Annotated in this window: 17 protein-coding genes; 7 read left to right on the top strand and 10 right to left on the bottom strand. The window is 63.3% G+C overall.

All coding sequences use genetic code 11. The features are described 5' to 3' along the window. The 3 genes from VKP01_RS08700 to VKP01_RS08690 all read right to left on the bottom strand — a co-directional run. The coding region (locus VKP01_RS08700) for a hypothetical protein (RefSeq protein WP_324411756.1) at positions 1-203 on the bottom strand (203 nt) is incomplete at its 3' end. Continuing rightward, positions 203-775 carry a hypothetical protein gene (locus VKP01_RS08695; protein ID WP_324411755.1) on the bottom strand — a complete coding sequence of 191 codons (573 nt, stop codon included), beginning with the start codon at positions 773-775 and terminating at the stop codon, positions 203-205. The genes VKP01_RS08700 and VKP01_RS08695, both read right to left, overlap by 1 nt. A gap of 244 nt (positions 776-1,019) precedes the next feature. Next, on the bottom strand, positions 1,020-2,000 hold the full coding sequence (locus tag VKP01_RS08690) for an AEC family transporter (RefSeq protein WP_324411754.1): 981 nt from the start codon (positions 1,998-2,000) through the stop codon (positions 1,020-1,022). A gap of 190 nt (positions 2,001-2,190) precedes the next feature. On the opposite strand from VKP01_RS08690, the gene hspQ reads away from it, so the two are divergent. Continuing rightward, positions 2,191-2,520: a heat shock protein HspQ gene (gene hspQ, locus VKP01_RS08685; protein ID WP_324411753.1), complete on the top strand. Its 330-nt coding sequence runs from the start codon at positions 2,191-2,193 to the stop codon at positions 2,518-2,520. A 78-nt stretch (positions 2,521-2,598) separates the two neighbouring features. Here the strand turns inward: hspQ and VKP01_RS08680 are convergent, their stop codons facing one another. Beyond that, positions 2,599-3,309, bottom strand: a complete 711-nt coding sequence (locus VKP01_RS08680) for an invasion associated locus B family protein (RefSeq protein WP_324411752.1) — start codon at positions 3,307-3,309, stop codon at positions 2,599-2,601. 225 nt (positions 3,310-3,534) lie between these two features. Between VKP01_RS08680 and VKP01_RS08675 the strand changes: the two genes are divergently transcribed. The 5 genes from VKP01_RS08675 (at position 3,535) to VKP01_RS08655 (ending at position 11,403) form a co-directional block, all read left to right on the top strand. After that, a complete protein-coding gene (locus VKP01_RS08675) occupies positions 3,535-5,376 on the top strand; it encodes an extracellular solute-binding protein (protein ID WP_324411751.1) in 1,842 nt (613 codons plus the stop codon). A gap of 50 nt (positions 5,377-5,426) precedes the next feature. Beyond that, on the top strand, positions 5,427-6,743 hold the full coding sequence (locus VKP01_RS08670; protein WP_324411750.1) for a hypothetical protein: 1,317 nt from the start codon (positions 5,427-5,429) through the stop codon (positions 6,741-6,743). Positions 6,744-6,866: 123 nt separating this feature from the next. Further along, positions 6,867-7,235, top strand: a complete 369-nt coding sequence (locus VKP01_RS08665) for a hypothetical protein (protein ID WP_324411749.1) — start codon at positions 6,867-6,869, stop codon at positions 7,233-7,235. Positions 7,236-7,346: 111 nt separating this feature from the next. Continuing rightward, entirely contained in the window at positions 7,347-9,734 is a 2,388-nt protein-coding gene (gene ppsA, locus VKP01_RS08660) for a phosphoenolpyruvate synthase (protein ID WP_324411748.1), read from the top strand. A gap of 82 nt (positions 9,735-9,816) precedes the next feature. After that, complete coding sequence (locus tag VKP01_RS08655; protein WP_324411747.1) at positions 9,817-11,403, top strand: MBL fold metallo-hydrolase; 1,587 nt, start codon at positions 9,817-9,819, stop codon at positions 11,401-11,403. A 34-nt stretch (positions 11,404-11,437) separates the two neighbouring features. Here VKP01_RS08655 and VKP01_RS08650 read toward each other — a convergent pair whose 3' ends face one another. Then, the gene (locus VKP01_RS08650; protein ID WP_324411746.1) at positions 11,438-12,514 is read right to left on the bottom strand and encodes a lipase family protein; all 1,077 of its coding nucleotides are present in this window, start codon (positions 12,512-12,514) and stop codon (positions 11,438-11,440) included. A 520-nt stretch (positions 12,515-13,034) separates the two neighbouring features. Beyond that, entirely contained in the window at positions 13,035-13,460 is a 426-nt protein-coding gene (locus VKP01_RS08645; protein WP_324411745.1) for a hypothetical protein, read from the bottom strand. Positions 13,461-13,567: 107 nt separating this feature from the next. Between VKP01_RS08645 and mazG the strand changes: the two genes are divergently transcribed. After that, on the top strand, positions 13,568-14,377 hold the full coding sequence (gene mazG, locus VKP01_RS08640) for a nucleoside triphosphate pyrophosphohydrolase (protein WP_324411744.1): 810 nt from the start codon (positions 13,568-13,570) through the stop codon (positions 14,375-14,377). A 16-nt stretch (positions 14,378-14,393) separates the two neighbouring features. Here mazG and hflX read toward each other — a convergent pair whose 3' ends face one another. The 4 genes from hflX to VKP01_RS08620 form a co-directional block, all read right to left on the bottom strand. Beyond that, positions 14,394-15,788 carry a GTPase HflX gene (gene hflX, locus VKP01_RS08635; protein ID WP_324411743.1) on the bottom strand — a complete coding sequence of 465 codons (1,395 nt, stop codon included), beginning with the start codon at positions 15,786-15,788 and terminating at the stop codon, positions 14,394-14,396. A 3-nt stretch (positions 15,789-15,791) separates the two neighbouring features. Further along, entirely contained in the window at positions 15,792-16,046 is a 255-nt protein-coding gene (gene hfq, locus VKP01_RS08630; RefSeq protein WP_228698317.1) for an RNA chaperone Hfq, read from the bottom strand. A gap of 187 nt (positions 16,047-16,233) precedes the next feature. Beyond that, a complete protein-coding gene (locus VKP01_RS08625) occupies positions 16,234-17,604 on the bottom strand; it encodes a sigma-54 dependent transcriptional regulator (protein ID WP_324411742.1) in 1,371 nt (456 codons plus the stop codon). Next, on the bottom strand, positions 17,601-19,803 hold a 2,203-nt coding region (locus VKP01_RS08620; protein ID WP_324411741.1), incomplete at its 5' end, for a PAS domain-containing sensor histidine kinase. The genes VKP01_RS08625 and VKP01_RS08620, both read right to left, overlap by 4 nt.

Below are 19,803 nucleotides of genomic sequence, written 5' to 3'. Positions count from 1 at the left end.
CCGAGGCGCGCCCAGCGTGTTGTACCGCGTGGACGATACTGCTTTTCGAGCGCAATGATGCGCGCGATCGCTTCCGCATGCGGGAGGTCCGCCGCGCGCTCCAGTTCGCCCGCCAGCAGCGTTTCGCGATGCAGATTGTCCGCGGATGTGCCAGGCGCCGGATCGTCGAACAGGCCGTCCTGCTTCGGCTCGGCCTCGCGCATCAAATTGCGCGAATCAGCGCCTGGAAGCTCGACCATTCACCCGCGCTGCGGCCCGCCCTTGCGCCATCCGGATCGGAGATCCACAGCAACAGCCCTCGCACCTCGTCGGGCTCGATCAGACGATGAAATTCCTCTGCCGTCAGCTTGCGGTCGGGCAGGTCGACGAGAGGATAATCGAGCAGGGTCGACAGCGCGGCAGCGGCGGCTTCATCGGTGCGCTGGTCGGTCGCAACATCAAGTCCGAGGCACTGCTCTGGCGAGCGCAGGAACGGCCCGACATTCCAGTCGCGCGCCTGACGCCGGTTGCGGAAGACATCGCCGCGAATTTGCAGATCGACCAGCGGACGCACCGTGCGCGGCAGCGTCTGCGGATGTTTAAGCGCCGCGCCCGCGATATCGGGCATCAGAATGACCGGGATTATGCCCTCTCCCGGCGAGGCACCAGGGAAATCGGTATCGATCAGGCAGCGCAGCCAGATGGCCGGACCGACCCCCTCTTTGGGAGCGTAATCTCCCGGCTGGTAGAGAGCAACGCCGCACGCCGCCAGCATTTCCCGCAAGCGTGGAAACACGGCGGTGAACTGCCGCTCCGGATCCGGCCACAGCAACGCCGCCGGCCACTGCGCGCCGCGCTCGAACGCCTCCGCCGCATCCTCCAGGGCACCGGCCAGACCGTCAATGTCGTCGCCGTCATCACCCCCAGCCCCTCTTCACCGGGGAAAGGGAAGGTGTGGCGCGACGTTCATGGAGCGCGATCATCTTAAAAAACAAATCACAACCGTTCGGTTTAAAGGAATTACACCCTTCCCCCTACCCTCACATCGGAAACAGATCATGCGGCAGGCGACCGCTGCGGATGAGCCAGAGGAAGGCTGTCAGCGTCACCACCGAGACCACCGTCCCGGCCAGCACGCAGGCGGAGGCACGCTCGATTCCGACATTGTACTGCGTGGAGATCACGAAGATGTTGAGCGCGGGCGGCAGCGCCGCCATCACGATCGCGGCGAACACCCACATCGGATCGAACACCCCGATCGCCGAGAGCAGCACCCAGACCAGCAAGGGGTGGATGATCAGCTTGATCACCACGAGAAACGGCACCTCCGGCGGGATTCGCTTCGTCTTGCCCCCGCCCGTCAGCGCCACGGTGACGCCGAGCAGAAACAGCGCCGAGGGCGCGGCGGCGTTGGCGAGCCATTCGGTCATGGTGTCGATGGTCGAGGGCACAGACAGCGCGAAATAGCTGAAGACCACGCCCAGCACGGTTGCGATATTGAACGGATGGGTGACGACGCGAAAAGCCACCTCCCCCGCCATTCGCAACGGGCCCTGCTTCTCGACACCGGCAATCGCCATCAGGAGCGGAATCAGCGAGAACAGCAGCAGGTTGTCGAAGACGAAGATCAGCACCACCGGCGCCGTCGCGGCCGGGCCGAGCGCGGCCAGGATCAGCGGCGGGCCCATATAACCGATATTGGAATAGGACCCCGCCACCCCTTGCATCACCGCCTGGGGCAGATCACGCGTAAACCACCAGCCGGCGGTGAAGGCGAGCGCGAAGGCGCAATAGGTCGCCAGCGTCGTCGCGATGACGAAGGGCCAGTTGGCAAGCTCATCGATCGGCTTGTCGGCGACCAGGCGGAAAAACAGGCAGGGCAGCGCAATATAGATCAGGAAGAACTGCATCCAGGCAAGCCCGCCGTTCTCCAGATCGACGAGCTTCGCACAGATGAATCCTATGGCGATCAGCCCGAAGAACGGGGCGATCAGATCGAGAAGCCCGATCAGATCGGACATGCTGGGTTGCTCCGAAACAAGGGCGAGGCGTACGGGTGCTCACCCTAATCGGGCAGGCGGCATTTCGACAACCGATGAATAACACCCACACGGCTTCCGGCAACCTGCGCGGATATGCGGGGATCGTACGCCATTCGGCCTTTGATTCCGAAGGGAAAGCACCTATTTTCTGTAGCGAAAGGGGTCAGGCATGACAGTACGCGTCGCCAAGTTCTCGATCGGACAAGTGGTTCGGCATCGGTATTATCCGTTCCGCGGCATCATCTTCGACGTCGATCCGGCATTTGCCAATACCGAGGAATGGTGGTTGGCGATCCCGGAGGATGTGCGCCCGCACAAGGAGCAGCCATTCTACCATCTCTTCGCCGAGAACGCGCAGACGGAATACGTCGCCTATGTTTCGGAGCAAAATCTCGTGCCCGACGATTCCGACGCACCCTTGCGCCACCCGATGGTGCCCTCGATGTTCGAGCGCCAGCCCGACGGGGCCTATCGCCCGAAAGCCGGCACCGCGAACTGAGAACGGGCCGCGCGCCCAATGAAAAAAGCCGGGTCGCAAAACCCGGCTTTCTTTAATGCCCAAGACGGTGCAGGGAAATCACTGGGCTTGCTGCTGAAGACGCTCGCGCATCTCGTCGGAACGACGCTGCAGCTCTTCCTGGAGACGGCGCTGCTGCTCTTCCAGCTCCTGCGGGTCGATCGGATCACCCTCGAAACCCGCAGTGAAGCCCTCAAGCGGCACGGCGAAGGTCACGACCTGGCCGACCTGGTTCTGGACGCTGACATTGAGCGTCTCGCCGGCCTTGAACTGGTCGATAACGTCATCGTCGATATTCGCCTCGGCGAAGCAGCCATTGGGGAAGCAGATCGCATAGCTGCCATTGATCGGGCGATTCTGATCGGCCGCGAAGCGGATGCCGGGCTGCAGCAACAGACCCAGCGGCATCAGCATGCGCACGACACGGTTCGGCTCATTCGCCTCGCCGCCTTCGATGTCATACACGGCCACGGCCATCAGCGGCTCGCCATCCTCGGAGACGAAGTCGCGCGTGGTATAGCAGATTTCCGCCTCGGTCGCGGGATCTGTGCCACAGACCTTGGTCCACTCCGTTTGCGAAGGCTCGGGGACGACCGGAACGGTCACCGGGCCGCCACCCTGCCCTTGTGTAGGCGCCATCGGGGCGGCCCCCTCGGGCGGCGGAGTTTGCGCGAGCACGGCGCCGGGAGCGATCGCAACGCCTGCAATGGCGAGGGCTGCGACCAGGCCCAGGGAGGTCCGCATTTTCGCGGGGCGCGTCGAGAATGCCATGCGTTGATCCTTCATGGTTCGATGGTGCCCGGCGCCGCCACTGCGCCGCCGTTGCGACCCTGTAATCCTGATGACACCACGCCGTGATCGCCGAATACGGCGAAGCGATGGCATCTGCGACGCCCTTCTAGCGTTTCACCGCGCCGCTTTCCAGTCGTTTTCGCAGGCGATGATCATGATAGGATCATGGTGATTCGAGAATCGCGTCACACTGAAGGATTTCCCATGCCTCGCCATGTCTCGCGCTGCACCGTCTTCGCCATGCATTGCGCACTTGCTCTCGGCCTGGCCGTGGCCACCTTGCTCGGAGGCGACCAGGCCGCCGCGCAGGACGGACCGGTTACCTGGAGCCACGGCATCGCCATGCATGGCGAACCGGCATTGCCGGCGGATTTTTCGCATTTTCCCTATGCGAACCCTGATGCGCCTAAGGGCGGGCGCTTCACCAGAGCGTTGCATGGCACCTTCGACAGCCTCAACACCTATATCGTGCGCGGCGTGGCGCCGGATGCTGTGCCCAATTACGTCCTCGAACCGCTGATGGCGCGCTCCCTCGACGAGCCTTTCTCGCTCTATCCGCTGCTGGCCGAGGCCGTGGCGCTGCCGGATGACCGCTCGTCGATCACGTTTCGGCTGAATCCCGCCGCCCGTTTCGCCGATGGCGAGCCGGTGACAGCGCACGACGTCGCCTTCAGCTTCGAGACGCTCAGGGAATACGGGCGCCCCTATTTCCGCGCGAATTACGGGCAGGTCTCCGAAGTGGAAATCATTGATGATCGCACCATCCGCTTCGACCTGTCACAGACCGATGATCGCGAGTTGCCGCTGCTGCTCGGCCTGATGCGGGTGATGCCGGCCCATGCCATGGATGCCGAGACGTTCCAGACGACCTTCCTGGAGGGCCCGATCGGCTCCGGGCCTTACATGGTCAGCGACGTCCGCCCCGGCGAACGGCTCACGCTCACCCGGCGCGAAGATTATTGGGGCGCGGATCTACCGAGCCGTCGCGGAAAGTACAATTTCGACACGATCCGTTACGAATTCTTTCGAGATGGCAATACGATGTTCGAGGCTTTCAAGACGGGACTTTATGATCTTCGCATCGAGAATGATGCCACGCGCTGGGCCACGGGCTATGATTTTCCCGGCCTGAATGACGGGCTTATCGTGCGCGCGGAAGTCCCGATCGATCAACCGCGTGGCATGAACGGCTTCGTCTTCAACACCCGCCGGGATCTGTTTTCGGATATCCGCGTGCGGGAGGCGCTGACGGCGCTGTTCGATTTCGAATGGGTCAACCGCAATCTCTCCTACGGGCTGATGGCGCGCACGCAGAGCTATTTCGAGGGCTCCGAACTCGCTTCGACCGGCCATTCGGCGACCGAGGCCGAGCGCACCCTGCTTGCCCCCTTCCCCGATGCGGTGCGTCCCGGGATCATGGACGGAACCTGGCAGCCGCCCGGTCCGGATGGTTCCGGGCGTGACCGGGCGATGGCGCGTTTTGCCATGAATCTCCTCGCCGACGCTGGCTGGCGCCTCGACGGCAACGCGCTGCGCCACAGCGCGAGCGGTGAGCCCTTCGCCTTTGAATTCCTTGCCGTTTCCCGCACGCAGGAACGCCTCGCGCTGAACTACGCGCAGAACCTGCGCCGGCTCGGCATCGACATGCGTGTGCGCATCGTGGACGACGCGCAATACTGGCGCCGGCTCGCCTCCTTCGATTTCGACATGATCGAGTGGACCTGGGGCGTTTCGGCCTCGCCCGGCAACGAGCAGCGCAACCGCTGGAGTTCCGTCGCCGCGCAGAATGACGGCTCGCTCAACTTCGCCGGCGCGCAGGAACCGGCGATCGACGCGATGATCGATGCGATGCTCGAAGCGCATGACCGCGAGGAATTCGTCGCCGCCGTGCGCGCACTCGATCGTGTGCTGCTCTCCGGCTTCTACGCCATCCCGCTGATGCACCAGCCTGATCTGTGGCTTGCCAATGATGCCGGGCTGCGGCGACCGGATGCGGTACCGATGATGGGTCTGCCGCCGGAACTGTGGTGGCGCGAATCGGAGTGACGCGGCATGATCAAGCCGGACGAATCGCAAAATGGGGGGACGCGGTGTTCATGAAACCGCCCGCACAGGCACGTTGGGCGCCGGATACCGGCGAGGAATCCCCATCGCCGGCTGACACAAACGCGAACGGCCCCGCCGCCCTGTTCGCGCGGCGCGCATTGGCCGATCCCGGTGGGACCGCCCTCCTCCCGCAACCCGGCGGCATGCAATGGTCGGGGCGCGAAGAAATTTCGCTCACCAATGCCGAGGCCGAGATGGCAATATCCCGGCTCGCGGCGCAATTAGCCACGTTCGGTCTGCCGCCGCGCGCCTTGTTCGGCGTCGCCCTCCCCGCTGGGCCCGAGGCCTGTCTCACCATCGCCGCGCTGGAGCGCGCGGGCCTCACGCCCTGCCTGATCCCGCTCTCATGGTCCCCGGAGCAGATCGGCTCCGTCGTCGAAAGCCTCGGCCTTGTCGGCGTCGCGACGCAGAGCCGCGTCGGCGAACTGACTCCGGCACTGGAATGGCGCGACCTCGCCATGCGTTATTTCGGCCTGCGTTTCCTCACCGCTTTCGGCCCTGCCGTCCCCGACGGCTTCACCGATCTCGACGCTGTCATGGCGCAATCCGGCGTGCCGGCTGCGATATCGGCCGATCCGGCTGCTGTGCCGGGGCCGTCGGGTTATGTCAGCTTCGATCAATCCGACGGTAAGGCGGACGGCGCGCCAGTGGCATGGTTTCGCAGCTGGGCTTCGGCGCGTGCCGCCGCCGAGAGCTTCGTCGCCGCGACAGACATGTCGCCACGGGAGCGGCTGCTCACGCTGATCGCGCAGGATGATCATCGCGGGCTCACTACCGGTCTGATGGCGGCATTGGTCAGCGGCTGTGCGCTTGAAGCGCACGGGCTGTTTTCGAGCAATGCGCTGGCGCAGAGCCTCCCCGGTGAGGGGCCGTTACGGCTCGTCGCACCCGGCTGGACGGAGGTCGATCTCGCACGGCTCGACTTCCCTGAAAATCTCTGTGGCGTTGTGCTCGTGCATGAGGCACCGGTCCGCTTCAAGGCGCAGACGCCCCTCACCCACGGCGTGACTGACGCCCTCGCCTTCGGTGAAATCGCACTGCTCACCCAGCCTCGCGATGCGCGGGGGCGTTTCGCCCTTTCGCTCGACAGGCCGGATGCGGATGCTTCCATGCTGGCCGTGCGGCGTGAGGCGGATGGAAGCATTCAGTTTCGCGGCATGGCGGCGCAGGCCGCACCGCTTGACGGGCGGACACCGCCGGTCGAGGCGGATATCTGGCGCGATTGCGGGTTCATTGCAGAGGTTTTTGCCGGAATCGTCATCGGCGTGACCCGCGCCCCCGCCTCCGGCACCGATCCGGCAGCCTGATCGCTGATTTGCACTGCATAAAATTGCAGGAGAATACGGGTATTTCACACTCGACTCCGGAACGCGCGGCGGCTAGCCTTATTATCGAGGTGGCTATCGATCACACCCGGCCCTGGACATCGCATGTCAGATCTCAAGCGTATCATCGTCGTTGATAACGGCGATCGTGAACCGCAGGCGGCCCTTTCAGCCGAACTGGCCGAACTGGGCTATGCCAGCATCACCACCTCCGTTGAAGCGGCGCCGGACGTCTTCGCCTCGATCGTCGAGCCAGATGCCGTGCTGCTCGACATTCCCGGTGACAGCGACGCGCGCACCGATGCGGCCTTCGCCGCCTTTGCCGACCGGCTCGAGCGCACCCATCCGGACATTCCGGTAATCCGCCACGAAGGCGTGGGCGCGAGCCTCAGCAACGCGAATCTCGCAACCCTGCAGAGCCGGATCGGGCTGGTGGCAACGTTCGCGAATCCGGTGAAACCCCCGCGCCTGTGAAGCGTTGCTCCCGGTACATGGCTTGACCTTTCTCAAGGCGTAATCGTGCGCCACGCGTCAGGCTGTGTGCAATCAAGAGCTTTTCGCACACATGCAAACGGGGAGATCGTCATGGCTGAATCCGACGAATTCGTGATCTGGTTCGAGGGCCTGCGGCGCAAGGATGGCGAGAAGGTCGGGGGCAAGAATTCCTCTCTGGGCGAAATGGTCCAGACCCTGAAGGGCCATGGCATCAGCGTCCCGGATGGTTTCGCCACCACATCCGACGCCTATTGGCGCTTCGTTGATGCCAATGATCTGCGCGATTTCATCGCCGATCATATCGGCGCCTGGGAGAATGGTGATGCCAGTCTGGCCGAGACCGGCAAAGCCATCCGCAAGGCTTTCGTGAAGGCGGCATGGCCGAAGGATCTGGCCGAGAATATCCTCGCCTCCTATCGTGAGCTTTCCGGAAAATATGATATGAACGAGGCGGATGTCGCTGTTCGTTCGAGTGCCACTGCAGAAGACTTGCCCGATGCGAGCTTTGCCGGCCAGCAGGAGAGCTTCCTCAACATCACTGGCGAGAAGGCGCTGCTCGATGCCTGCCGGCGCTGCTACGCGTCGCTCTTCACCGACCGCGCGATCAGCTATCGCAAGGCCAAGGGTTTCGACCATTTCAAGGTCGCGCTTTCGGTCGGCGTGCAGAAAATGGTGCGCGCCGATATCGGCGCATCCGGCGTGATGTTTTCGATCGATACCGAGACCGGCTTCGAGCGCGCCGTGCTGATCAACGCCGCCTGGGGGCTTGGCGAGAACGTGGTGCAGGGCGCGGTCGATCCGGATGAATATACCGTGTTCAAGCCTCTGCTCGACAACGAGAAGCTGATGCCGATCCTCGAGAAGAAGCGCGGCTCCAAGAAGATCAAGATGATCTACGCCAAATCCGGTGATAATCCCGTGCGCAACGTCAAGACGTCGCAGAAGGAGCGTGATGCACAGGTGCTCAGCGACGCGGAGATCGTCCAGCTTGCGCGCTGGGCGCGTGATATCGAGCGCCACTATGAATGCCCGATGGATATCGAATGGGCCCGCGATGGCGAGAATGGCGGGCTGTTCATCGTCCAGGCGCGCCCGGAGACCGTGCAATCGCGGCTCGATGCCGGTGAGTTGAAGCATTATACGGTAACGAAGAAGGGCAAGACGCTCGTCTCCGGTCTCGCCATCGGCGACAGCGTCGTCACCGGCGAAGTCAGCGTGATCAAGAGCGTCAAGGATATCGACAAGTTCGTCGATGGTTCGATCCTGGTCACCGACACCACCGATCCCGACTGGGTGCCGATCATGAAACGCGCTGCCGCGATCGTCACCGACCATGGCGGGCGCACTTCCCATGCCGCCATCGTCAGCCGCGAGCTCGGCCTGCCGGCGCTCGTGGGCACCGGCGACGCGACTCAGACCCTGCACGACGAGCAGGAGGTCACCGTTTCCTGCGCCGAGGGTGATGAGGGTTTCGTTTATGAGGGGATCGGCGAATATGACGTCGAGACACTGTCCCTCGACGACATTCCCGAGACGCGCACGAAGATCATGCTCAATGTCGGCAACCCCTCCGCCGCCTTCCGCTGGTGGCGCCTGCCGGCTGAGGGTGTCGGCCTTGCGCGCATGGAATTTGTCATCAACAACTGGATCAAGGTCCATCCGGTCGCCCTTACCCGCTTCGACAAGCTGGAAGATGACGAGGCGCGCAAGACGATTGAGGAGCTGACACGCGGATACGACGACAAGGGCGACTATTTTGTCGACCGGCTGGCCCAGGGGCTCGCAAAGATCGCGGCGACCTATTACCCCAAGCCGACCATCGTGCGGATGAGCGACTTCAAGACCAACGAATATGCCGGGCTGATCGGCGGCGCCCAGTTCGAGCCGCAGGAAGAGAACCCGATGCTCGGCTTCCGGGGCGCCTCGCGCTATTATTCCGATCGCTATCGCGACGGTTTCGCGCTCGAATGCCGCGCCATCCGCAAGCTGCGCGAGGAAATCGGCCTCGACAATGTCGTCGTGATGATCCCCTTCTGCCGGTCCCTCGACGAGGCCGACAAAGTGCTCGAAGTGATGGCGGAGAACGGTTTGCTGCGCGGCGAGAAGGGCTTGCAGGTCTATGTGATGTGCGAGATCCCCTCCAACGTCATCCTCGCCGAGGAATTCGCCAAACGCTTCGACGGGTTTTCGATCGGCTCCAACGATCTCACCCAGCTTACGCTTGGCGTCGATCGCGATGCGGGCAGCCTGTCGCAATTGTTCGACGAGCAGGATACGGCGGTGAAATGGATGATCGGTCATGTGATAGAGGCGGCCAACAAGGCCGGGGTCAAGATCGGCCTGTGCGGCCAGGCGCCGAGCGACCACCCGGAATTCGCGGCTTTCCTCGTCGAGAAGGGCATCGATACGATTTCCGTCACGCCCGACAGCTTTCTGCAGGTCAAGGAGGTAGTGAAACGCTGCGAGGATCAGGGGTGAGCCTCGCGCGCCGCCGTTTGCGCGTCTAAACTCTCCGGAGAATCAGAAAGCGGCAAAGCCCGCTCTCCGGGGAGGATTACTGATGGTCACGCTCACCTTTCACGGTGCCGCGCATGCGGTGACAGGCTCGTGCTTTCTGCTCCAGAGCGCCGCGGCGAAGGTACTGATCGATTGCGGGCTGGTGCAGGGCGCCAAATCCGAGCGTGAGCTCAACTATCGCCCCTTCCCATTCAATCCCGCCTCGCTCGATGCGCTGGTGCTGACCCATGCGCATATCGACCATTCCGGCCTCGTGCCCAAACTGAGTGGCGCAGGCTTTGCCGGCCCGATCTTCGCAACCGCACCGACGACGGATCTGTGCCGCATCATGCTCCCGGATTCCGGCCATATCCAGGAGATGGAGGTTGCCCAGCTCAATCGCCGCAACGCCCGGCGCGGACGCAAGCAGGTCACGCCGATCTATACGGCACAGGCTGCCACACAGGCGCTGGAACAGTTCTCGCCGGTTGCCTATGAGAGTTGGCAGAGCGTCGCTCCGGGTATCCGGATCCGCTTCTGGAATGCCGGCCACCTGCTCGGTTCAGCCTCCGTAGAATTCGAAATCGCTTCAGGAAATGGAGGCAACCCCTTGCGATTGCTGGCTTCCGGCGATATCGGCCCGGAATTCAAGCTGCTTCATCCTGATCCGGATGCGCCGAACGGCTTCGATTATGTGATCTGCGAGAGCACCTATGGCGATCGTGACCGCAGCGATGCGAGCGAGGCGCAAAGGCGTGCATTGCTGCGCAAGGAGGTGGTCGGCGCGATGGAGGCCGGTGGGGCGCTGATCATCCCCTCCTTCGCCGTCGAGCGCACGCAGGAGCTTCTCGTCGATCTTGCCCATCTGATCGACAGCCGCGCCATCCCGCGCACGCCGATCTTCATCGATTCACCACTCGCCACCCGCGCCAGTGAGACCTTCGCCGCTCACGCTCATGAGCTCGAACACGGCGACGCCTTGCGCGAGGCGATGCGCGCACCCTATGTGCGCTTTACCGAGAGCGTCGAGGCCTCCAAATCGCTCGATCGGCTCAGCGGCTTCCATATCATCATCTCGGCCAGCGGCATGGCTGATGCGGGTCGCGTACGTCATCATCTCAAGCACTGGCTATGGAACAGCAAGGCGACCGTGCTGTTCGTCGGCTTTCAGGCCCAGGGTACGCTCGGGCGGATCCTTCAGGAAGGCGCGGATCGGGTCCGAATCATGGGGGACGAGATCCGCGTGCGCGCCCGCATCCGTACGCTCGACCTCTATTCCGGCCATGCAGACGGCGCGGGCCTGCGCGACTGGATCGCCGATCGAATGCCGATCAAGGGCGGTATCTTCCTCACCCATGGCGAGGAGCAGGCTCTGAACGGGCTGGCTGCTCGCATTGCCGATATCGTGCCGCGCGATCGCATCCACCTGCCGCAGCTCGATGATCACTTCACGCTCACCCCCGAGGGCGCCGTCCTGAACGAAACCGAGCGCCATCCGCGCGTGCCACACGAGGCCGTGGCGCATCAGGACTGGAGCAATGAGATGTCGCGCCTCATCCTCGATCTCAATGAGGCCGTCGAAGCCGAGGCCGATGCCCGCGGCAAGCGCGCCCTGATCCGCAAGCTGCGGAGGGCGCTGGAAGAGGCATGAGGCGCGACCTCCGGCGCGGCAACCGGGGCACGCCTCATTCCAGGCTTCCGGCATTGCGCCGACGGGCGATACTTTCAAGTTTTCGCTGATAGGCCGCGATGCCATGATCGGCAAAAAGCGCCGAAAGGTGCCCGGGCGCAAGCTGCATGACCGTGCCGATGAGCTTTCCCCAGACGAAGTACCTGAAACGAAACCAGCCCGCTGCGGCGCCGATCTTCAACCACGGCCTCCCCTCGTGATCGGCGAGAAAGCGAAGATCACCGGCATGCTGGAAGCCCACGAAACCCTTCTCGGCACGCCGCTTGAGCCAACCGATGAGCGGCCATTCCGGCAGAAGACCGATCAGCCATTCCGAGACCGCGCCTCCCGGCACCGTGGGGATGCAATCGGCACCATTGACCACACGATAAACCGGCGTCTTCAGCCCGTCCGACCATTCCGGCGCACCGACGCGGGGGCTGCCAAAGGTGTAACTGGCCGCGATGAGGTGACTTTTCTCGAGGTTACAGGTGGCGCTGAGCGCCAGCGCGCCACCCAATGAGTGACCCGTCACGAAGAGTTGGCAATGCGGATCGCGCTCGCGCAGCTGCTGCAGAGCGGCTTCGATCTGCCCGTGCACGCTCTTATAGGCAAGCGAGAATCCGCGATGCATCTTGCCGGTCGGCGTTTCGTAGAAGCGCGCATTCAGATTGGTGACGATATCCTTGCGGTCCTTCTCGGTCCCGCGAAAAACCAGTACGCCGTAAGCGTCGGTCCGATGGGCGAGATAGCCGCACGTCCCGGTGTCCGGGCTGTCGAAAACGGCAGTGAGAGCCAGATCCGCCTGCGCCAGCGCTGCCGCAAGTTGCTCGTAAGACTCGTGGTCGCGCTCGAAGGGCAGATAAGCGAGGCCCGACAGGACTGACATGACCCAGGCCATGCGATCCGAGTAGGCGGCACGCAAAAGAGGAAGCGCAAGCAGCGAACCTGCCTCCGCAAAAGGAAGCTGCGCACCTTCCCTGCGGATGTCTGGAGCGACGAGGAAGAGCTTCCCATCCGGCGAATCGATCGTAACACTGCCGTCTCGCCGCGCGCAGGCGATATATTCGGCGAGGCCGATATCGTCATTCAATGATGGATCGTTTTGCCCGTGGGGCACATCAACCCCTCCTCTTAGCCAAGCTTACCGTATATAATCATGGCTGGTTTTTTAATACAATAATTTATCTTTGATTGTTTTTGGATGACTTCCACCGACCCCCTCCTGCGCGCGTCGCAGAAGATTCCCGGCTCCGTTGCGGGGCTGCGACACATGGAAAAGCAGATTGTATACGAAGGGCATGGAAGTGGCCGGCCAATTCATCGATGATCGGCAACGGGAGGCGACCTGCGCCTTTCGGGGGCCATGCGGCCCGCCGCAGACCGAGCCGCCGACCTTGCACAAGCGCAAGATCCCCGCAGGCGCCGACAAAAGCAGCTCGTCGACGGTCCACATCGGCCTGCAGGACACTGGTCCTATAGGAATTTCGTCAGGGGGGCGCGATCTCAGGCGCGCTCCCGGCAGCGATCGCCTCGGCTGATCATTGAAGCGGCGAGGCGTCGCTGCATACCGCCCGCGATAAGTTCGACTTAACAGGCCTGCGCCCCACACGTCACGCATGCAGCGTGGCAGCGTCGTCTTCGATCCCGGCATGGAAGGCGGGTTTGGCAATCCGCCAGGGGCGGGCTTCGTCGGCGAGGATCGCCTCCGAGGGACGCAGGCGTCGCAGGGCGCCGTCGCCGGTCACCTCGTTGATCTCGAAGAAGCCGAGAACCTGCAACCTCGCCGCCATGCGCTTCGTCGCGCGGTCGGTTGCGCTGACGGGGATCGAACCGGCACTGTAGACGGCATCCATCAGGCTCTTTTGATCACGGAAGGCGCTCGCCCCACTGCTCCCGCCGGGAAAGCGCACGATCGTCGCGCTCCGCGGTTCGAAAAGGGAAGGCTTGCCGGTCGACGATGTGATGCCGCTGGTGGCGGGGCCGTCAAAGGCGGCGCGGGTGATGTCCCGATCGCCAAAATCTTGCGAGTCACTCATGCTGACGCTACTCACTACTGGTTACTGCTACGCGAATCGATGTTCAGTCTGGGTGCGTTGCGTTAAGAGCAGGTGAACCGACCTCCCCTCACGATCCGGAGCCGCCCTTGCAGCCCTCACGAGATATTGCCCGCCTGATCGACATCATGGCCGCCTTGCGCGATCCCGAGACCGGCTGCGCCTGGGATGTCCGGCAGGATTTCGCCAGCATCGCGCCCTATACGATCGAGGAAGCACACGAAGTGGCCGATGCGATCGCGCGCGGGGATCTTGAAGATCTTCGCGAAGAACTCGGCGATCTGCTGCTGCAGGTCGTGTTTCACGCGCGCATTGCGGAGGAACAGGGGGGCTTCGATTTCGGCGGTGTAGTCGAGGCGATCACGGAGAAGCTGATCCGGCGCCATCCCCATGTCTTCGGTGATGTTGACAGCCGCGATCCGGAAGCGATCAAACGGATATGGGAAACAATCAAGCAGAGCGAAAAGGCCGGGCGCCGGGCGCGGCGCGGTGACGACGCGCCGGGATTGCTCGACGACGTTCCCGGCAGCCTGCCGGCACTGATGCATGCCGACACGCTGACGCGGCGCGCGGCAAAGGTGGGCTTCGACTGGCCCGATTCCGCGCAGGTCATGGCCAAGGTCGAGGAGGAGCGCGCGGAAGTCGCCCAGGCGATGGCGTCCGGTGACAAGGCTGCGATTTCGGAAGAGATCGGCGATCTGCTCTTTGCCGTCACCAATCTCGCACGCCATCACGGCATTGACCCGGAAGCGGCGCTTCGCGCCACGAACGTCAAGTTCATGCGCCGTTTCCGCGCAATCGAGGCAACGCTCGGGAAAGCCGGGCGCAGCCTCGAAGAGGCCGATCTCGCGGAGATGGAAGCAGCCTGGCAGGCGGCAAAACGGGTCGAGAAAGCGTAGAACGCGCCCGCCCGCCTCAGCCCTTGCTGCGGCGCGCCTTCGGAAAACGCTGCAACAGCCGCGGCTCCTTCTCCGGCGCGACACGCACACGCATGGCGATGGCCTCGTCACGATCATCGCGCCCCATCACCTCGGCATTCTCGTAGAGCCAGTTCAGACTCTGACCATCGGCGGGATCGAGCAGCACGTGGTATTGCGGGCGCCCGCGTGCGATACGATCCTCAATGGTCTGGAGCAGCGCGTCTATCCCCTCCCCCGTCAGGGCCGAGACGAGCGCCGGGCGCGCCTCCTCGGGCAGCCGCGCAGCGCGGGTCGCGAGGCGCTCGCGGTCGGGCGCGTCCAGCAGGTCGGCCTTGTTCCAGACCTCGATGATGCGCGCCGTATCCGACGGGTCCACATCAAGATCGCGCAGAACGGATTCGACATCCGCCGCCTGCGCCTCCGTCTCGCCATGGGAAACGTCGCGCACATGCAAGAGAATATCCGCCTCGATCACGTCCTCCAGCGTCGCGCGGAAGGCGGCAACCAGCATGGTCGGCAGATCGGAAATGAAGCCGACCGTGTCGGAGAGGATCGCCTTCTCGCCATGGGGCAGCGCCACGGCACGCGATGTCGGGTCGAGAGTCGCGAAGAGCATGTCCTGCGCCATCACCTCGGCGCGCGTCATGCGGTTGAACAGGGTGGATTTGCCGGCATTGGTATAGCCAACGAAGGCTACGATCGGATACGGAACGCGTCGTCGGCTGGCCCGATGAAGCCCGCGCGTGCGGGTGACGCCTTCGAGCTCCTTCTCGATCCGGGTCATCCGCTCCTGGATCTGACGCCGGTCGGCCTCGATCTGTGTTTCGCCCGGGCCACCGAGAAAGCCGTAGCCGCCGCGCTGGCGCTCGAGATGGGTCCATGAGCGCACGAGCCGGCTCTTCTGATAAGCCAGATGGGCGAGCTCGACCTGCAGCGTACCCTCCCGCGTGCGCGCCCTGCGACCGAAAATCTCTAGGATCAGGCCGGTGCGGTCGATCACCTTGGCGCCGAAAGTCCGCTCCAGATTGCGCTGCTGCACGGGTGAGAGCGCACAATCCATCACGACCAGCGTGATCTCCTTCGCCGCGACGAGGAGCTTCACCTCTTCGACCTTGCCCTTGCCCAGATAGGTCGACGGACGCGGTGCCGGGAATGTCGTCAGATGAACCTCGACCACGTCGAGATCGATCGCGGCGGCGAGCCCGCAAGCCTCATCCAGCCGCGCCTCGAAGGGGCGCAGATTCTCGGCTGCGGCAGGGACGCCGTCGGGCAGAGCGCGCTGTTTGCGCGAAAGATAGGGGCCGACGACCAGCGTCCGGGTTCCCGCCGATACATCCGTATCCGGTTCCGGCGTAAACCCCTCTCCGAACGGCGAATCAGACGTGGACACGAATCACGCCCTGTCGCCACCCTCGTCGGCCGGCTCGAACAGCTGCACGGGCTGGCCCGGCATGATGGTCGAAATCGCGTGTTTGTAGACGAGCTGGGAGTGACCATCCCGCCTCAGCAACACACAGAAATTGTCGAACCAGGTCACAACGCCTTGCAGCTTCACGCCGTTCACGAGGAAGATCGTCAGTGGAACCTTGTTCTTGCGGACATGATTGAGAAACGTGTCCTGCAGATTTTGCGCGCGCTCGCCCGCCATGAGTTTGCCTCGCCATCCTGTCGCCGCCGGTCCTTGGTCGCCAGGATCCCAGTTATCGATCGACCATCCGCGCATGGCCCTGAACCGGCACCGCCATTACATGGCGCAACCGCCCATTAAGCAAGTGCCTATTGCCGGATAATCGCATTTTTCACATGCAATCGCGCTTATTTCCTCACCGCCCTGCTCACGCATTCACACCAAGAGATTTCAACTTTCGATGGAGTGCCGAACGCTCCATGCCGATAAACTCGGCCGTGCGCGATATATTGCCGGAAAACCGTGCGATCTGCGCCATCAGATACTCCCGCTCGAAAATTTCGCGCGCATCGCGCAACGGCAGACTCATCAGGCGCTCGCCGCCTGCACCCGAGGGCGTGGTCGGCACCATGGCGCCGATTTCGTTGGGCAGCATATCCGAAGTGATCTCTTCCTCGGCCTCGCCGGTGGCGAGAATCATCAGGCGCTCGACATTGTTGCGCAGCTGCCGGATGTTTCCCGGCCAGTCATGCGATTGCAGCACCGCCATCGCATCATCGCCGATGCGCCGTTTGGGCAGGCCGGTCGCCGCCGAAATCTGCTCCATGAAGAAGCTGATCAGCTCCGGTACGTCCTCGCGGCGCTCGGAGAGCGACGGCACGCGAATCGGTACAACGCTCAGGCGATGAAACAGATCCTGCCGGAGGCGATTAGCCGCGATCTCGGCCTGAAGATCGCGGCTCGACGACGAAATGATGCGCACATCCACATGAACGCGGGTACCACCGCCAACGCGTTGGAAATTCTGCTCGACCAATACGCGCATGACGCGGTCCTGTGTCTCGCGCGGCATGTCGGCGATCTCGTCGAGATAGAGTGTGCCGCCATGCGCCTCTTCGAGCGCACCGACCCGCCGTTCGCGCCCCTCTCCGGCTTCGACGCCGAACAGCTCCATCTCCATGGTTTCCGGCGTGATGGTCGCCGCATTGATGATCACGAACGGGCCGTTGGAGCGCGTCGACATGCTGTGAATCGTGCGTGCGACGAGCTCCTTGCCGGAACCGGGTGCGCCGGTGACCAGCACGCGGGCATTGGTCGGCGCGACGCGCTCGACCGTCTGGCGCAGCTGCCCGACGGTGGCTGAGCGTCCGGCGATCCGGCTCGCCTGAATCGAGCGGGCGCGCAAGTCCCGCACTTCCCGCTTCAGCCGTGAGGCCTCCAAGGCGCGCTCGGCAACGAGCAGCAGCCGGTCGGCCTTGAAGGGCTTTTCGATAAAGTCATAGGCACCAAGCTTGATCGCGGAAACGGCGGTCTCGATATTGCCATGGCCGGAAATCATCACCACCGGCAAGTCGGCATGCTGCTTCTTGATCAGCTCCAGCACCTGCAGCCCGTCGAGCCGGCTGCCCTGCAGCCAGATATCGAGAAAGATCAGGTGCGGCCGGCGCGCTTCGATGGCGCCAAGGGCATCGTCGGATGACCCCGCTGTCCGGGTGCGGTGGCCCTCATCTTCGAGGATACCGGCAACCAGTTCGCGAATATCGGTTTCGTCATCGACGATCAGAATATCGGCGCTCATTTCACTTCCACACTCATGCGATCCCCCTCATGGGGATCCGCGTCAACATTATCGGGAGGATCGAGCGGGAACCACAGACGCACCCGCGCCCCGCGCCCAGCAGGATTGTCGAGCAGCTCGACCCCTCCCCCGTGCTCCTCGAAGATCTTCGCGACGATTGGCAGACCGAGTCCGGTACCGCCATCGCGAGTCGTCATATACGGCTCCAAGAGCCGCGCACGGTTCTCCGTGGGAAAACCCTTGCCGTTGTCATCAACCTCGATGACGGCGTGCTGGCTGTCATCAATGAAAAGCCGTGCGCTGATCATGCCCTCGAAATCGTCATCCTGCCCTTCGAGCCCGGCGATACCTTCGCTGGCATTCTTGATGATGTTGGTCAGGGCCTGTGCGACGAGGCGGCGGTCGAAGCGCGCCAGCACCTGGCCGGGCGGGACTTGATCCTTGATGGTGATGTCGGGATAGCCGATGCGCATCATGAAGATGGTCTGACGCAGGGTATCGGCGAGATCGTCACGGCCCATGGCGGGTTTGGGCATGCGCGCGAAGGAGGAAAACTCGTCGACCATGCGCTTGATATCCTCGACCTGGCGCACGATCGTGTCGGTGCATTGGTCGAAGACGGCACGATCCTCGGTGATGACCTTGCCGTATTTCCGGCGAATCCGCTCCGCCGAAAGCTGGATCGGCGTCAGCGGGTTCTTGATCTCGTGCGCGATGCGCCGCGCCACATCGGCCCAGGCGGAGGTGCGCTGCGCGGTGACGAGATCGGTGATGTCATCCAGGGTGATCACCACACCGTCATCGCCACCATGCGCCTGCTCGCGGGTGAGGCGCACATTGAGCATGCGCTCGCGCCCCTCGCGATTCAGGCTGATCTGCTGGTTCAACGCGCGCTGACGCGATTGCGCTGCCTCGTCGAGCAGCGTCGCGAGTTCGGGCAGATGGCTGCGGGCTTCCTGATTGAGCAGATCATTGGCATACACGCCGAAGAGTTTTTCCGCCGTCGGATTGACGATGGTAATCCGTCCCTTGGCATCGACACCGATCACCCCGGCCGAGACCCCGGAAAGCACTGCCTCCGTGAAGCGCCGGCGCCGATCGATCAGGTTGCTCGCGGCGGTCAGGCTGTCGTGCTGGCTGCGCAGTTCCGAGGTCATCTTGTTGAAGGTGCTGCTGAGCGCGGCGAGATCGCCCTCCTTCTTGCGGATCGGCACCTGGACGTAGAAGTTGCCGGTCGCGACCTGCTGCGTCGCGTTGATCAGACGCCGGATCGGGCCGACGAAGGCATTTGCATAAGTCAGGCCGAACCAGACCGATGCGAGCAGGATGATCACCGCGACGATCCCGAACATCGCCGCAAACGCCACCTGCATCGCGACGCTGAGCCGTTCCAGCGCTTGATAATAGGAAATCCCGGCTTCGGCCTCTTCCGGATAATCCAGCGCGCGCCGATCGACCAAGCGGGTCACGACGAGAATGCGATCATTGTGCGCGGAGAGTCGCAGCACTGCATGCAGCAGCTCGCCCTCAGCCGGAACGAGACACAGCGCATCCTGTGTGTCCGCCTGTTCCAGCTCGGCCTGATCGGGAATCCGGGCGCCCGGTATCTGCAGGTTCTGGATGCGCTCGACGACCTCGCCGTTCGGCTCGACGATGGCGAGCACAGGGAAACCCAGAAAGACCGAGCGCGCCTGCATGAAATCGCGAAAAACCTGCGGATCAGCATCGTAGAGCATGCGCGCCCGGTCGAGATCGGCCGCCATCAATGTCGTTTCGCGCGCCAGCGAGCGGCATTGCAGCTCGCGATAGGCGTGGGCTATCTCGACGGTATTCTCGAGAAGATTGTTGATCCAGCCACTGAACCAGGGATCGAGTCCGCGCGACAGCGTGATCGAGGCCACGAGCGCCACGACGACGACGGGCACCGTCGCGATGGCAGCGAAGATCGTCACGAAACGCAGGTGCAGCCGCGTCCCGGCCACCCCCGCCTTCTTTGCGCGATAGAGCTTGATGCCCTGGCGCGCGACCATGATCAGCAAAAGCGTTGCCAGCACGCCGTTGATCGACAGCATGACGATGGTCACACCGTCGTTCGGCTCCACCGGCGTGAGGCCGGCGAGCACGATGAAGGTCGCGATGGCGGAAAACAGAGCCAGCAGCACCGCCGTAAGGCCCACAGGTCCGAGCCCGTCCGGCCCG

The organism is Saliniramus sp. (assembly GCF_035311605.1).
Lineage (GTDB): Bacteria > Pseudomonadota > Alphaproteobacteria > Rhizobiales > Beijerinckiaceae > Saliniramus.
Note: the sequence above shows the minus strand (reverse complement) of the source record. Positions and strands in the feature narration are given on the sequence as shown.